The sequence below is a fragment of the Acetobacter farinalis genome, assembly GCF_011516935.1.
Taxonomy (GTDB): Bacteria; Pseudomonadota; Alphaproteobacteria; order Acetobacterales; family Acetobacteraceae; genus Acetobacter; species Acetobacter farinalis.
Map to the genome: position 1 here is coordinate 21,134 of NZ_WOTF01000005.1, position 13,464 is coordinate 34,597.

The 13,464-nt window shown below is 57.3% G+C and carries 13 protein-coding genes, 2 pseudogenes and 1 other annotated feature; of the genes and pseudogenes, 9 read left to right on the forward strand and 6 right to left on the reverse strand.

Annotation, left to right across the window (positions count from 1 at the left end; genetic code table 11):
* Positions 1 to 25 precede the first annotated feature (25 nt).
* Positions 26 to 949 (reverse strand): AraC family transcriptional regulator, encoded by a 924-nt coding sequence (locus GOB82_RS07080; protein WP_166121559.1) that lies wholly within the window; start codon positions 947 to 949, stop codon positions 26 to 28.
* A 179-nt stretch (positions 950 to 1,128) separates the two neighbouring features.
* On the opposite strand from GOB82_RS07080, the gene GOB82_RS07085 reads away from it, so the two are divergent.
* The 5 genes and pseudogenes from GOB82_RS07085 to GOB82_RS07105 all read left to right on the forward strand — a co-directional run.
* The gene (locus GOB82_RS07085) at positions 1,129 to 2,184 is read left to right on the forward strand and encodes an aldo/keto reductase (protein WP_166121561.1); all 1,056 of its coding nucleotides are present in this window, start codon (positions 1,129 to 1,131) and stop codon (positions 2,182 to 2,184) included.
* A gap of 220 nt (positions 2,185 to 2,404) precedes the next feature.
* A complete protein-coding gene (locus GOB82_RS07090; protein ID WP_166121563.1) occupies positions 2,405 to 2,542 on the forward strand; it encodes a hypothetical protein in 138 nt (45 codons plus the stop codon).
* Between the two features lie 141 nt (positions 2,543 to 2,683).
* Positions 2,684 to 2,800, forward strand: a sequence feature (AL1L pseudoknot).
* 45 nt (positions 2,801 to 2,845) lie between these two features.
* A pseudogene (locus tag GOB82_RS13660) lies at positions 2,846 to 3,171 on the forward strand (IS3 family transposase); the annotation flags it as partial.
* A gap of 617 nt (positions 3,172 to 3,788) precedes the next feature.
* A complete protein-coding gene (gene ltrA / locus GOB82_RS07100) occupies positions 3,789 to 5,300 on the forward strand; it encodes a group II intron reverse transcriptase/maturase (protein ID WP_166121567.1) in 1,512 nt (503 codons plus the stop codon).
* A 67-nt stretch (positions 5,301 to 5,367) separates the two neighbouring features.
* Positions 5,368 to 5,853, forward strand: a pseudogene (locus tag GOB82_RS07105) (DDE-type integrase/transposase/recombinase); the annotation flags it as partial.
* A 99-nt stretch (positions 5,854 to 5,952) separates the two neighbouring features.
* Here GOB82_RS07105 and GOB82_RS07110 read toward each other — a convergent pair.
* Entirely contained in the window at positions 5,953 to 6,297 is a 345-nt protein-coding gene (locus GOB82_RS07110) for a winged helix-turn-helix transcriptional regulator (protein ID WP_194300408.1), read from the reverse strand.
* 100 nt (positions 6,298 to 6,397) lie between these two features.
* Here GOB82_RS07110 and GOB82_RS07115 point away from each other — a divergent pair, with 100 nt between their 5' ends.
* The 3 genes from GOB82_RS07115 to GOB82_RS07125 all read left to right on the forward strand — a co-directional run bounded on the left by GOB82_RS07115 (position 6,398) and on the right by GOB82_RS07125 (position 8,623).
* The gene (locus tag GOB82_RS07115) at positions 6,398 to 7,417 is read left to right on the forward strand and encodes a zinc-binding alcohol dehydrogenase family protein (protein ID WP_166121571.1); all 1,020 of its coding nucleotides are present in this window, start codon (positions 6,398 to 6,400) and stop codon (positions 7,415 to 7,417) included.
* A 221-nt stretch (positions 7,418 to 7,638) separates the two neighbouring features.
* Positions 7,639 to 8,073: a cupin domain-containing protein gene (locus tag GOB82_RS07120; RefSeq protein WP_166121573.1), complete on the forward strand. Its 435-nt coding sequence runs from the start codon at positions 7,639 to 7,641 to the stop codon at positions 8,071 to 8,073.
* Between the two features lie 151 nt (positions 8,074 to 8,224).
* Positions 8,225 to 8,623, forward strand: coding sequence for an ArsR/SmtB family transcription factor (locus tag GOB82_RS07125; RefSeq protein ID WP_242007250.1), 399 nt, complete (start codon positions 8,225 to 8,227; stop codon positions 8,621 to 8,623).
* Positions 8,624 to 8,650: 27 nt separating this feature from the next.
* Here GOB82_RS07125 and GOB82_RS07130 read toward each other — a convergent pair whose 3' ends face one another.
* Entirely contained in the window at positions 8,651 to 9,373 is a 723-nt protein-coding gene (locus tag GOB82_RS07130; RefSeq protein ID WP_166121575.1) for a DsbA family oxidoreductase, read from the reverse strand.
* 91 nt (positions 9,374 to 9,464) lie between these two features.
* Between GOB82_RS07130 and GOB82_RS07135 the strand changes: the two genes are divergently transcribed.
* Positions 9,465 to 10,133 (forward strand): alpha/beta hydrolase, encoded by a 669-nt coding sequence (locus tag GOB82_RS07135; RefSeq protein WP_166121577.1) that lies wholly within the window; start codon positions 9,465 to 9,467, stop codon positions 10,131 to 10,133.
* 288 nt (positions 10,134 to 10,421) lie between these two features.
* Here the strand turns inward: GOB82_RS07135 and GOB82_RS07140 are convergent, their stop codons facing one another.
* From GOB82_RS07140 to GOB82_RS07150, 3 genes are read right to left on the reverse strand one after another with little or no spacing between them, the layout of a single operon-like run.
* Complete coding sequence (locus GOB82_RS07140; RefSeq protein ID WP_166121579.1) at positions 10,422 to 10,619, reverse strand: hypothetical protein; 198 nt, start codon at positions 10,617 to 10,619, stop codon at positions 10,422 to 10,424.
* Positions 10,620 to 10,631: 12 nt separating this feature from the next.
* Positions 10,632 to 11,771 carry a cytochrome d ubiquinol oxidase subunit II gene (cydB, locus tag GOB82_RS07145; protein WP_166121581.1) on the reverse strand — a complete coding sequence of 380 codons (1,140 nt, stop codon included), beginning with the start codon at positions 11,769 to 11,771 and terminating at the stop codon, positions 10,632 to 10,634.
* Between the two features lie 44 nt (positions 11,772 to 11,815).
* Positions 11,816 to 13,414, reverse strand: coding sequence for a cytochrome ubiquinol oxidase subunit I (locus GOB82_RS07150; RefSeq protein ID WP_166121583.1), 1,599 nt, complete (start codon positions 13,412 to 13,414; stop codon positions 11,816 to 11,818).
* Positions 13,415 to 13,464: the final 50 nt, after the last annotated feature.

Genomic DNA, 13,464 nt, shown 5'->3' on the forward strand with positions numbered 1-13,464 from the left:
AATGGAGAGCTTTGAGGAGGGAGCCTTAAATTCTTTCCATGTCTTCTGTGGCGGCCTGCACAAGGAGCAGGGAGCCCCGCCGCAATCGTGCTGCATCGTGGGCCGGAGGGGCTCCGAACATCCGCCGGTAATCACGGCTGAACTGGGAGGGACTGTCATACCCCACCGCGAAACCGGCTTCCGCCGCATCGCGTCCGTCCGCCACCAGCCGGCGTCGTGCTTCCTGTAAGCGGATGCAGGTCCGGTACTGCATCGGGCTCATCAGCGCCACCGCCTTGAAATGCCGGAAGAGAGAGGGTGCGCTCATGCCGGCAAGGCGCGCCAGAGCATCAATCCCGAAATCCTCTGCATAATGCGCACGCATCCAGGCCATGACGCGGGCAATCCGGGTCATGTGGCTATCCGCCACCGCAATGGCCCGAAGCCGGGCGCCGAGAGGCCCTGTCAGCAGGCGATAATAGATTTCCTGCCGGACCAGAGGGGCGAGAACGGGAATATCACCGGGTGTATCCAGCAGCGCGACAAGGCGGCGTACGGAATCCAGCAGTGCCTCGTCCAGAGCGGCAACGGCAAGGCCGGCTTCCTGCTCTACCCGAGTGTCCCTGTTCATGGGGAGGGACAGGAGCAACTCGGCCAGAACCGCTTGGTCAAAATCGATGCTGAGCGCCAGATAGGGCCGATCCGGGGCGGCTTCGATCACGGCGCTGCTTACAGGCAGATCAACTGTTGTGAGCAGATAGTGGCTGTCATCATAGATGAAGCTGTGACGCCCCAGCTCGACCCGCTTTCTGCCCTGAACAACCAGATAGAGCCGCGAGCGATAGAGGCAGTTGAGCGGCACCGACCGACTTTCGGAACGGAACAGCGTGAGGCCGGGTACGGCTGTTGGTGCACGTCTCCCGGCCGCATGGCGTCCGATAAGATCACGCAGGGACTTGATGGCAGACATCGGGAAACCTCCATCGTCAGGCTGCCTGCAGGGAGCGGGATGCGCAAGGGAGCGTGCCTGTTTCTGAGAGTATCGGGCAAGAATGCGAGGGGATTTTCCTACCGCACAGAGCACGCCAGAGGCCACCATGAGGTCCTGCCGCGTTATGCGGCTCGTCTCTGTCGTGAGGGTTTCGTTTCATGAAATATAATCCGCTTGGCCGCACCGGTCTTCAGGTTTCCGAACTCTGCCTTGGTACCATGACCTTTGGAGGGCAGGGGCCTGTCTGGGGGCAGGTTGGCGGGCTGGTTCAGGCTGAGGCCGATGCTCTTGTCCGCAGCGCACTGGAGGCCGGGATCAACTTTATTGATACGGCGAATGTCTACTCTTACGGGCTTTCAGAGCAGATGACCGGGCAGGCCCTGCGTAATCTCGGCGTGGCGCGTGACGATGTTGTGGTCGCCACCAAGGTGCTTGCGCCAATGGGTGATGGGCCGAACGCACGCGGTGCCTCTCGATCGCATATCATTGCGCAATGCCATGCCAGCCTGAAGCGGCTTCAGCTTGACCATATCGATCTCTACCAGATTCATGGAGTTGATCCGTTTACCCCGATCGAGGAAACCATGGACGCGCTGGATACGCTGGTTCGGGCCGGGGATGTCCGGTATATCGGTGTCTCCAACTGGGCGGCGTGGCAGATCAGCAAGGCGCTGGGTATTGCCGAGCGCAAGAACCTGGCAAAGATCCGTTCACTGCAAGCCTATTACACCATCGCCGGGCGTGATCTTGAGCGCGAGATCGTCCCGATGCTGGATGAGGAACAGGTTGGACTGATGGTCTGGAGCCCGCTGGCAGGTGGTTTGTTGTCGGGCAAATATCACCGTGATGGCACGTCCATCTCCGGTGATGGACGCCGCGCCAGCTTCGATTTCCCTCCGGTCGATCGTGATCGGGCCTTCGCCGTTATCGATGCCATGCGCCCGATTGCCGACGCGCACGGGCGGAGCGTGGCCCAAATCGCCATCGCATGGCTGCTGCACCGCAAGGTGGTGACCAGCGTGATTGTCGGCGCGAAAAGACCCAAGCAGTTGCAGGACAATATCGGGGCGACCACTGTGACACTCTCGCCGGAGGATCTGGCCACACTGGAGGCTGTGAGCGCCCTGTCGCCGGAATATCCGGGCTGGATGATCACGCGGCAAAGCCGCTACCGCTTCGGTGGGTACCCTGAAGAGGTGGCAAAAACAGAGTAAATGCGTATAAGTTGGCATGGCCGGGCAGGTCAGCATGACAGGGCTGCCACCAAACCGTGATGCGTCCGGTCACAAGGGGAGGGGGGCTGTGTCACGCGCTCGTCGGCGTGGATTTTTGCAGACTGCACGACAGGCCTTCGACAATGAGTGTCAGGCCTGCCTCAAATGAATTGCCCCGGGTTTTGTGGAGACAGAACGACCCGAGAGGTAAGAAGAATTCATGAACAACAAATCGAAGCGTTTTCCACCTGAATTTCGTGACCGTGCAGCCCGTATGGTTCTGGAGGAAGAGAAGAACCATCCATCACGCTGGTCCGCAGTGATGATGATCGCGCCAAAGCTGGATATTTCATCCTGACACGCTGTCAAAACGGACCCGTCTGCATGAACGGGCCAATGCGCCTGCGGTGAGTGAGTTGCCTGATCGGGAGAAGATCAGGCAACTGGAACGAGAGAACCGCGAACTGCGGCAAGCCAATGAAATCCTGCGCAAGGCGTCGGCATATTTTGCGGAAGGAGAACTTGCCCGCCGCTTCAGGCCATGACACGCTTCATTGAGGAGCACCGGCAGACATAGGGTGTCGGGTCAATCTGCAGGGTTCTGTCGATTGCACCATCTGTCTATTATGCTTATCGGACGAGACAGAAAAATCCCTGTGTGCGTAGCCAGAAAGACAAAGAACTGTGCCATGAAGTCCGTAGAGTGTGGAATGATAATTTCTGCGTCTACGGAGCACGCAAGGTCTGGCATCAGCTCAGACGTGAAGGCTGGAGTGTTGCCCGCTGCACGGTAGAACGGCTGATGCGCCAGATGGGGCTTAAAGGTGTCATTCGTGGCAGGGGGGCAGAACCACACGGCCCGAGCCAGCACGGCCCTGTCCACAGGATCTGGTGCAGCGCCAGTTTCATGCACCAGCCCCCAACAGACTGTGGGTTTCGGATTTCACGTATGGTGCGCCTCGCCCCGGATGGTCTGGGGGCGTGTATGACTGGAATGCAAAAGAGAAAGGAGGAACAGAAGTACTGCCTTGTTCCCTGCTGTGGGGGAACATGAGCCCAAGCGGCGGTGACCTGCTGTCAACTGGCAGGGTGACGTAGCCCGCAGGTAAAGGGGATTGAGGCGAAACCGTTACGCCGAGATGGTCCCCGAGGCTGAAGCGTTGGAAGGTTGAGGAATACGAACCGGTTAACCCGCATCCGAGGGCTGAAATGTCGCCTCCGCCTACACGGTTTAACAGGCGGAATACTGATGACGCTGCTGGAGATGTAAGTCAGCGGGGTCCGAATGCAGGCATACACGTACGGTGTCTGCTGGGAGCCGTGGGGAGAACACAGCCAGACCACGGCATCGGTATCGACTTGCGGAACGCAAGGAAAAGGACTGCGACCGGCAGCCTCCCCAACGCGCTGATGTCCAGCATACGAACGAGGGAAGGCTTGATGGAATGCCAAGGGAGTTGACCCTGATGTCCATCATGCTGGCGGAGTTCCCGTAGTAGTCCGCGGCAGGGAAAGCCTGCCACATGGCGAAGGGGAACAGTTCAGACTGCTTGAAGTGCAAACTAACTGACCTAATGAGGTGAAGACCTTTGATAATCAGGGAAATGCAGCACAAGCTTGCAACATGGGCCGCAGCGGACCCGAACCGTCGGTTCGACCGCCTGTTGCGGCTCATGGCCAGCCGGGAGTGGCTTGCCGAAGCGGCCCGGATCGTATTGGCGTCGAGCGGCGCCCATACACCGGGCATAGACGGAATAGACAAGTGCCGCATGCAGAACACGCTGGATCAACATCTGGCAAACCTGCGTGTGGACCTGCTGAACGGCACATATTGCCCGAAGCCGGTCAGGCGCATCTATATCCCGAAAGCGAACGGTAAGCAGCGCCCGTTGGGTATTCCGACCTTGACAGACCGCATTGTCCAACGCGCTATGCTGATGGTCATGGACCCAATATGGGAAAGCGATTTCCATCGTCTGTCCTACGGGTTCAGACCGGAACGCAGCGTGCATCATGCTGTCCGGACCGTGAAATTGCAGCTTCAGGATGGCAGTGACACGAGGGGACGCTGGGTCATCGAAGGTGATCTTGCGAGCTACTTCGACACTGTCCATCACAGGCTGCTTCTTCGCAGCACCCGGCGGCGGATAATGGACGATCGGTTCATTGATCTGCTCTGGCGTATCCTTAAGGCAGGCCACATCGAGCGTGGTCTGTTCGTGGCGGCCAGCGAGGGTGTTCCGCAAGGTGGCGTTCTGTCGCCACTTCTGTCCAATATCATGCTCCATGAGTTTGATACATGGCTTGAGACGAAATACCTGAGCCACAAAGCGCGAAAGGACCGTTGGGCCTGGAATTTTGGCATACAGCAGCAACGGCCCATCACGGTTCGTGAGAACCGGCAGTGGAAACCCGCTGTTGCCTATTGTCGCTATGCCGATGATTTTGTCGTTATCGTCAAAGGGACAAAGGCACATGCCGAGACCATCCGTGAGGAATGCCGGGATTTTCTGGAAAACCGTCTGAAACTGAAGATGAATATGGAGAAATCCCATATCACCCATGTTGACGACGGTTTTGTCTTTCTGGGAAATCGGATCATTCGGAAACGGGGATCACGCGGGCGTATGTCCGTGGTCACGACAATACCCAAGGAGAAAGCCAAGGCCTTTGTTCACGGACTGACCGAGGCACTCACTGGACATCACGATATCAATGCGGTTGACATGGTTGCCTCCCTGAACCGTCGCTTGGCAGGATGGGCGGCATTCTACCGGTTCACGGACTTCACAGCGCGCACATTCCGGCGCATCGACACTGTCGTGTTCTGGAAACTGGCGCACTGGCTGGCGCAGAAATATCGTTCCCGTATCAGGCCTCTGATGCGAAAATGGTATCGCGTGCCGGAGATGAGCCAGTCCAAGACTTGGCTGGTCTATGGACGAAGCGAACAAGGCAATCCTGTCGGAAAGGCGCTGCGACGGCTCGTCGCGAGCCCGAAAGCACAATTCCGGTGGCGGAACCCCGAGCAAAACCCCTATATCTTCAGGGACGAAGCACGGAGCACGGTCACCTCCCGTTATCATGATGTGGCAATGGCTTTAAGCCGAGCCTGAACGGAGAGCCGTATGCGCTGAAAGGCGCACGTACGGTTCGGAGAGGGGAAGCGCATATGCGCTTCCTACTCTACTTTCCATCTGGCAGGGCTTTGTTTATATGGCCTTTATCATTGATGTATTCGCGCGGGTTATTGTGGGCTGGCGTGTCTCCTCAACGGCCCATACCGACTTCGTGCTGGATGCCCTCGATCAAACTCTGTGCCAGAGGCGGCCTGAGGGAAAAGTGACCCACCATTCTGACCGCGGCTGTCAATATGTGTCCATTCGCTACACGCAAAGACTGGCTGAAGCGGGTCTCGTTGCTTCTGTCGGAAGCGTTGGGGATTCCTATGATAACGCCCTGGCGGAGACCATTAACGGGCTTTACAAAACCGAACTCATCTATCGGCAAGGACCATGGAAAAACAGGGAAGCTGTTGAGCTGGCAACACTTAAACGGGTCAATCATCGACAGATCCTGTCCTCCATTGGAAACATCCCCCCAGCAGAAGCTGAGGCTCGCTTTTATGCACAACAGAAATCACGTGCATTAGCCGCTTGGTTCAGATAAAGAACGTCTCCACAAAACCCGGGGCAATTCAGTCGAACTTGTAGGGCAACCCTGCCGGCTATTCTGAAATCTCCTGTGGAACAAAGGTCTGCATCCATCTCACGCAGGTCTGAATGCGGCATTTTCGTCCCCCCATGCCTTGAGAGCCATGATAACCGGTTCCAGCGTTCGCCCCCGGGCGGTCAGGCTGTATTCCACCTTTGGTGGCACTTCGGGGTAAACCGTGCGGAGCACGAAGCCGTCACGCTCCAGTTCGCGAAGCTGTGCTGTCAGCATTCTCTGGGTGATGTTGGGCAGGCGTTTGCGGATGGCATTGAAGCGTAGAGTGCCTTCAAACAGGTGATAAAGGATCACCCCTTTCCATTTCCCGTCGATGAGCTGAAGCGTAGCCTCGACAGCGCAACCGGGGCTGCACGCGAGCGATGTGTGACGAATACGGGTCATGACGGTATCAATTCCGATACTATGTGCGTTAAAAGTGCGTTCTTGTTTAAATGCAGCATAATGCGCAGTCTCATCCTTACTCAACCAAGGAGCAGAAATCATGCGTGCCGTCGGCTATCAGACGTCTCTTCCGATCGAAAATCCCGCTTCTCTTCAGGATATTGACCTGCCGAAACCCACCCCATCAGGACGTGACCTGCTGGTGGAGATCAAGGCTGTCTCGGTTAATCCGGTCGATACCAAAGTGCGCCTCAGGGCTGCGCCTGAGGCAGGCCAATGGAAGGTTCTGGGGTGGGATGCTGCCGGAGTTGTTGTCGGGACCGGGGCGGACGTGACGGAGTTCGCTGTTGGGGATGAGGTGTTTTATGCCGGCGCGATTGATCGTTCGGGAACCAATGCCGAGTTTCATCTGGTTGATGAACGGATTGTCGGGCGCAAACCCCGCACCCTGAACTGGGCTGAAGCCGCGGCCTTGCCGCTGACAGCCATTACCGCCTGGGAAATGCTGTTTGACCGCTTGAACATCCGTCAACCCACTCCCGGCGTGACGCCGTCTATTCTGATTATCGGTGGGGCAGGTGGGGTCGGTTCCGTGGCCATTCAGCTTGCACGAGTTCTGGGTGATCTCACGGTTATTGCCACAGCATCCCGCCCGGAAACGCAGGAGTGGGTCAAATCCCTCGGGGCACATTATGTGGTAGACCATAGCAAGCCCCTGGCGGCGCAGGTTGCGGCCCTTCCCATCAGCGCACCCACCTTTGTGTTCTCCACAACGCAGACTGAGCAGCATCTGTCGGAAATCGTTGAACTGCTTGCCCCGCAGGGGCATTTCGGCCTGATTGATGATCCGGCGACACTGGATGCCGTGCCGTTTAAAAGAAAAAGTCTCTCCCTGCACTGGGAACTGATGTTCACGCGCTCACTGTTCGGAACGGCGGATATGGGTGCGCAGGGAAAGCTTCTGAACGAAGTCTCCCGCCTTGTAGATGAAGGGCGTCTGCGCACCACGCTTGGTAAAAATCTCGGCCCGATCACCGCGGCCGCTTTGCGTGAGGCTCACGCGTTGATTGAAAGTGGTCGGGCCAAAGGGAAGATTGTTCTGGAAGGATTTCCTGCCTGAAAGATGGCCCTTAGTACTGCGGCTGCCAGACTGTGCAACCGCAGTACTGAGGGGAAAATTTCCCGATAATGGGCGTCTGTCATGGGGAGATGGCGTGGAGGCATTAGACGATTTTGCCTTCACGCACATCTGGGCCGAGGAAGGTGGCCAAGCCCTGCGCAGCATCTGTCTGCCGATACAGACGCTAGAAAGAAAATTCCGAAAAATGAAGAGTTTTGCTCATGATTGAAGAAGAACACCTGATGACCCTCAACCGGACGGGTGGTCGGTTCGATCTCAATAAAATTGCTGCGGTTTTCCCTGAAACAGCGGAGACACTGCTTCTGGATACCTATCTTACGGACAAACCGGAAGCCAGTATCAGGGTTTTCCGGATTTATCGTGATGTGCCGCCCCATTATCATACCCAGTGTGATGAAGTGCTCCATGTTCTCTCTGGAGAAGGGACATTCTGGATTGATGATCCCGCTGAGGAAGCGCCATTTGCCCCCGGCCATCTTCTGGTTTTTCCGCGGCGTGCCGTGCATGCACTGCCGCGCATTCTGAGTAATCCCGTTATTTTCCTCGCCATCGACACACCCCGTCGGGCACCGGATGACGTTGTGTTTGTTGATCCTACCGATGACACACCTTCGGGGTTTATTGCGCGGATTTGACGCCACGGTGCTGGTAGACCATGGAAGAAGGCTTTTTCTGGCGGGGGATGCGTGCTCCAAAGTGCCATCGCCGTGTGTATCAGCGGTGCTCCGCCTGCGCATATCCTGAGCGTTTCCGTACTCAGACATTAAGAGGCAAAGCAGCGTTTTCTTGACCTGCTCCCATGATACGCGTACCACTCCACACATGCATGCACGCCATCCAAAACGTGAGGATATCCGGCTTGAAGCCGTGCTGACGGCATTGGGTCACCCCATCCGTCTGGCTGCGGTACGGACAATTTCTGTGGGGGGTGAGCACCCCTGCTGTGATGTGCTGCCGCAGATTCCGAAATCTACCATGACGCACCACTGGCGCACCCTGCGTGACAGCGGGGTGGTATGGCAGCGGCATATCGGCCGGGCATACCGTCTTGAACTGCGGCGAGAAGATCTGGACAGTCGGTTTCCCGGCCTGCTGGCCTCCATTCTTGGCCCACTCACCAGCGATCCGCTCACACAGGAGACGATCGCTGAATACGACCGCTCCCGTCAGAGTGCGCCTGCCTGACGGGAACACCGGCGGAACGGCTTTTGCTCAGGGCGCCTTAGAGCCGGAAGGCGGGATGACACATCCCGTGCTGTCACAGCTCAGGCCGTCGGCAGGGCCCTCGGCCGCTGTTTTGTGGGCTTCGTTCCACGACTGGCGCAGCGCGGCCAGCAACTGCGCTTTCGGTTGCGCGCCTGAAAGCGTGTAGACACCATTGAAAACAAAGAAGGGCACACCGTGAATACCTGCGTGTGACGCGCGGGTTTCATCACGTCTGACATCTTCGGCAAAGTCGCTACCCGTCAGCATGGCGCGCACGGCGGCCCCTTCAAGGCCGACATCCTCCGCCAAGCCTGCCAGCACATCATGGTCGGCGAGGGGGAGAGTGTCGGTGAAATAGGCCCGGAACAGCCGTTCCGTCATCTCCGCGCCGCGGCCATGCTGCTCGGCGAATTTGGTCAACCGGTGCGCGTCGAAGGTATTGGTGTAGCGGGCAGAGGCGTAGCGCATATCGAGGCCGCATCGCGCGCCCATGGAGGTGATATGGTCAATCATCGCCTGAGCGTCACTCCGGCTTTTGCCGTATTTTCGCATGATGCGGTCGAGCGTTGTGGTGGTCACTGTCGGGCCTGATGTCGGATCAAGTTCGAAGGCCCGGAAGATGATCTCGACCTCACTGGCATGTTCGAATTCGGCCAGAGCGGCTTCCAGAAATCGTTTGCCGATGTAGCAGTAGGGGCAGGCATAGTCGGACCAGATTTCGAGTTTCATGAGAGGCTCCGCGTGCTTGAAATAATACGATTATATTCGTATCATAGTTTCATCAAGAGTCACGAACGTCTTTGGAGAAGGAGAACAGGGAATGAAGCCGCTGAACGCGCTGGAGGTCGAGACCGGACAAAATCCCACCGCATCAATCATCCTTATTCACGGTCTGGGGGCAAGTGGTCAGGATCTGGCGCCCATGGCTCAGGCGCTCGACCTGCGCGCCATTGGCCCGGTTCGGTTCATTTTCCCCAATGCGCCTATCCGGCCGGTTTCGGTCTGCGGGGGCGAGCGTATGCCAGCGTGGTATGACCTTCTCACCGCTGACTTGTCTCTGCGTGAAGATGAGCCAGGGCTGCGTGATGCTCAGGCCTATCTTGCTGGTCTGATCGATCAGGAAATTGCGCGTGGTATTCCGTCCCGACGCATCGTGATCGGCGGGTTTTCCCAAGGTTGTGCGATGTCACTGATGACCGGGTTGCGTTACCCATTCCCTCTGGCGGGAATTGCGGGTCTATCTGGTTATCTGCCGCTTGCCGGGCAGACGGGACAGGAGGCAACGGAGGCCAACCGGACGACACCTGTGTTTCTGGCGCATGGTGAGGGTGACACGATTGTGCCGCTGGCGGCTGCGCGCCATGCACGGGACTGGCTGCGTGCCGAGGGGCATGACATTGCCTGGCATGTCTATCCGATGGCCCATGAGATCATAGGCGCAGAAATTACCGATCTTACTGCGTGGCTGGTGGAACGCCTTACGCCCTGAGGCCACCGAGTATGGTGGAAGGCGTGCCGGGAGAGCTCTCTTCCGGCGGTTCACCACTCACGATAACTCCAGAATAATATTGGAAAAACCCGGAGCGCTTGCTCATGCAGGATGCTGTGCATGAGTGGACTTCGCTCCGGGGTGGGGTGTTGCGGAAAATGCTGAAATGGAGATTTTCCGAGAATTTATAAGGCTATTTTATAACGTTCTTCATGAAAACATAGGCAACGCAATAAATTGCCAGATAAAAGAACGGAACAAAGAAAATATACGCTTCAAGACCACCCATCATGGTGTGTTTTCCTTCTGGCTGATGTTTTCTTCCTGTGCATCCAGTAGGATTGTACCGGCCCCGGAGATCAGAACGATCATCACGGTTCCGACAACCCAGGCGAAGTACCATGGTCCTTGATCGCCCACAAAAACGGCGAACAGGAGCGCGATAACAAGGGCCAGTGCAAGGCCTGCCAGTCTCAGGAGTTTCATGGCCGTTTCCTCTCAGTAGCTATGGGGATCATTGACAATATCCTGCACCCGCACACGCCCGCGCATGACGTAGTAACACCAGGAGGTGTAGGACAGGATAATCGGCACGAAAATGGCGGTTACCACGAGCATGCAGGTCAGGCCGTAAAGGCTTCCTGTTGCATTCCACACCGTCAGGCTCTGGTCCGGCTTCGTGATGGACGGCATCAGGAACGGGAACATGGCCGCACCAACGGTGCCGATTGTGCCAACCCACGCGCCAACACCCAGCCACCAGCCGATTGCCGGGCGGCCGGCGCGCAGCATCAGGGCTTCTGCAAGCATGCAGGAGGTCCCCAGAACCGGCAGCAGCCACAGGATCGGGTGTGCGTGATAATTATCGAGCCATGCGCCCTGATGGATTGCCACGGTCTGACCGCGCAGCGGATTGGCCGGCATGGCGGAGTCAAGCAGCCATGTCAGACTGAAGCCCGGCATATATGCAATCCAGACCCCGCCGATCACGAACAGGGCCGCCGCCACAAAGCCGGCAGTAGAACCATAGGCCCGTGCGCGGCTATAGATCGGGTTTTCGGAACGGAGCATCAGCATGGCGCCACCCTGCTGCACGCTCAGGGCAACGGACAGCAGGCCGCACAGGATGGCAAACGGGTTGATGAGGTAGGAGAGGAAGGATTCATCCTGCACATATTGCCCGGTCCATAGGAAGTGGTAGCCCACCCCTTCGAGAATATTGCCAAATGCTGCCCCGTAGACAAACATCGGAAGAAAGCCCGAGATCAGAAAGGTGATATCCCAGCTTGCCCGCCAGTGGCGGCTGTCCGCCTTGGAGCGATATTCAAACGCAACGGGCCGCAGGATCATGCTGAAGAGCAGCAGGATCATCACAACGTAAAAAACCGAGAACGATGTGCCGTACAGCGTCGGGAACGCGGCGAAAATCGCACCCCCGCCGAGGATGAACCACACCTGGTTCCCATCCCAGTGCGGCCCGATGATGTTGAGTGCCGTGCGGCGTTCGCCGTCAGTCCGCCCCACGAAACGCAGCAGCGTGCCGACGCCCATATCCATGCCGACCATTGTGCCAAGCCCGATGAACAGAACACCGAGCAGGCCGGTCCAGATGAGCTTCAGAATTGCATAAGTTGCCATATCAGGATCTCTGGAGTTTCAGGAAAAAGGATAAAGCCGACATCTCAGGCATTCCCGCCCTGAATGGCGGAGAACAGGTGCTCCGGCGTGGCATGTGCTCCGTGCTCGTCAGGCCCCAGACGGGCAAAGCGAAACATCAGATACAGTTCGGCGGCAATGAACACGCTGTAGAGCAAGGCAAAGCCAGCCAGTGAAAAAATCATGTATCCGGTGCTGTGGTTTGAGGCGGACAGGAATGTCGGCAGCTTGTTGAAAACCGTCCACGGCTGGCGGCCCGCCTCAGCCGTAATCCAGCCGAACTCGGTTGCCAGGATCGGCAGGGGGATGGACCACATGGCCGCCTTCAGGAGCCACCGGTTGGCTTCAAGACGGTTTTTCAGGCTGAGCAGGGATGCAATGGCGAACAGGGCGAAGAAATAGGTGCCCAGAAAAACCATGAAGCGAAATGACCAGAACACAACAAACACATTTGGAAGAATATCCGGCTGGGTTTGCTTCACCACAGTGTCAAGCTGCTCTGCGGGGATGGTGGTCACATCCTGATTGGGGGCATGACGTGTGGCAAGAAAGCCAAATCCCATATCATCCTGATGTGCATTGAAAAGATCCAGATCTGCCTTGTCATGCGTTTCGCCATAATGGCGCAGGGCTGTCAGGGCGATAATCCCGGAGCGGATGCGTGGTCCCGCCTGGTCTTCCAGTTCATGCATGCCCAGCACGGGCTGGTTAAAGCTGTGCGTGATCAGCGGGGTCAGAACATAGGGAATGCCAATTTCGAAGTGATTGACCTGCTTTTCATCATCAGGGAGGGCCGCGATGATCCACGGCTCAAAAGGCGGCTTTGTCGTATGCCAGATGCCCTCGATTGCCGCGATTTTCGTCGGCTGCCGCTCATAGTCCATTCTGCCCAGAACATCCCCCAGCGTGATGACGGCGACAGACGAGATGATGCCGAAAATGGCGGCCATTCTGAAGGAGCGGACCGCAAGCTCACGATGCTGCCCGCGCAGCAGATAGAACGCGCTGATCCCCATGACGAACATGGACGCCGCGACATAGCCCGCCACGGAGGTATGCACGAACTTGGACTGTGATTCCGGGCTGAAGACAACGCTCACAAAGCTGTCAAACTGCATGCGCATGGTGTCTGCATCGAAATGTGCGCCTTCGGGCACATTCATGCCGGCGTTGGCAATCAGGATCCACAAGGCGGAGAGGTTGGACCCCAGCGCCACGAGATAGGTGATAGCCAGATGCGCCTGTTTGCTCAGGCGGTCCCACCCGAAAAACATGAGGCCAACGAAGGTTGATTCCATAAAGAACGCCATCAGCCCTTCAATGGCCAGAGGCGTTCCGAACATGTCCCCAAAAAAGTGGGAATACATGGACCAGTTCGTGCCGAACTCGAATTCCATCGTCAGGCCAGTCGCCACGCCGATGGCAAAGTTGATGCCGAAAAGTTTGCCCCAGAACTGGGCCATGTCGCGGTAAATGCGGCGGCCGGTAACGACATAGACCGTCTCCATGGCAGCCAGCATGAAGGTCAGGCCGAGTGTCAGCGGCACGAACATGAAGTGATAGAGGGCCGTCAGCGCGAACTGGAAGCGCGAGAGTTCGACGACCTGATTGCTGATGAAATCCACTGTTTCATACTCCTGATATCAGGAATTAAAGTATTGAGGGAAACTGTTGG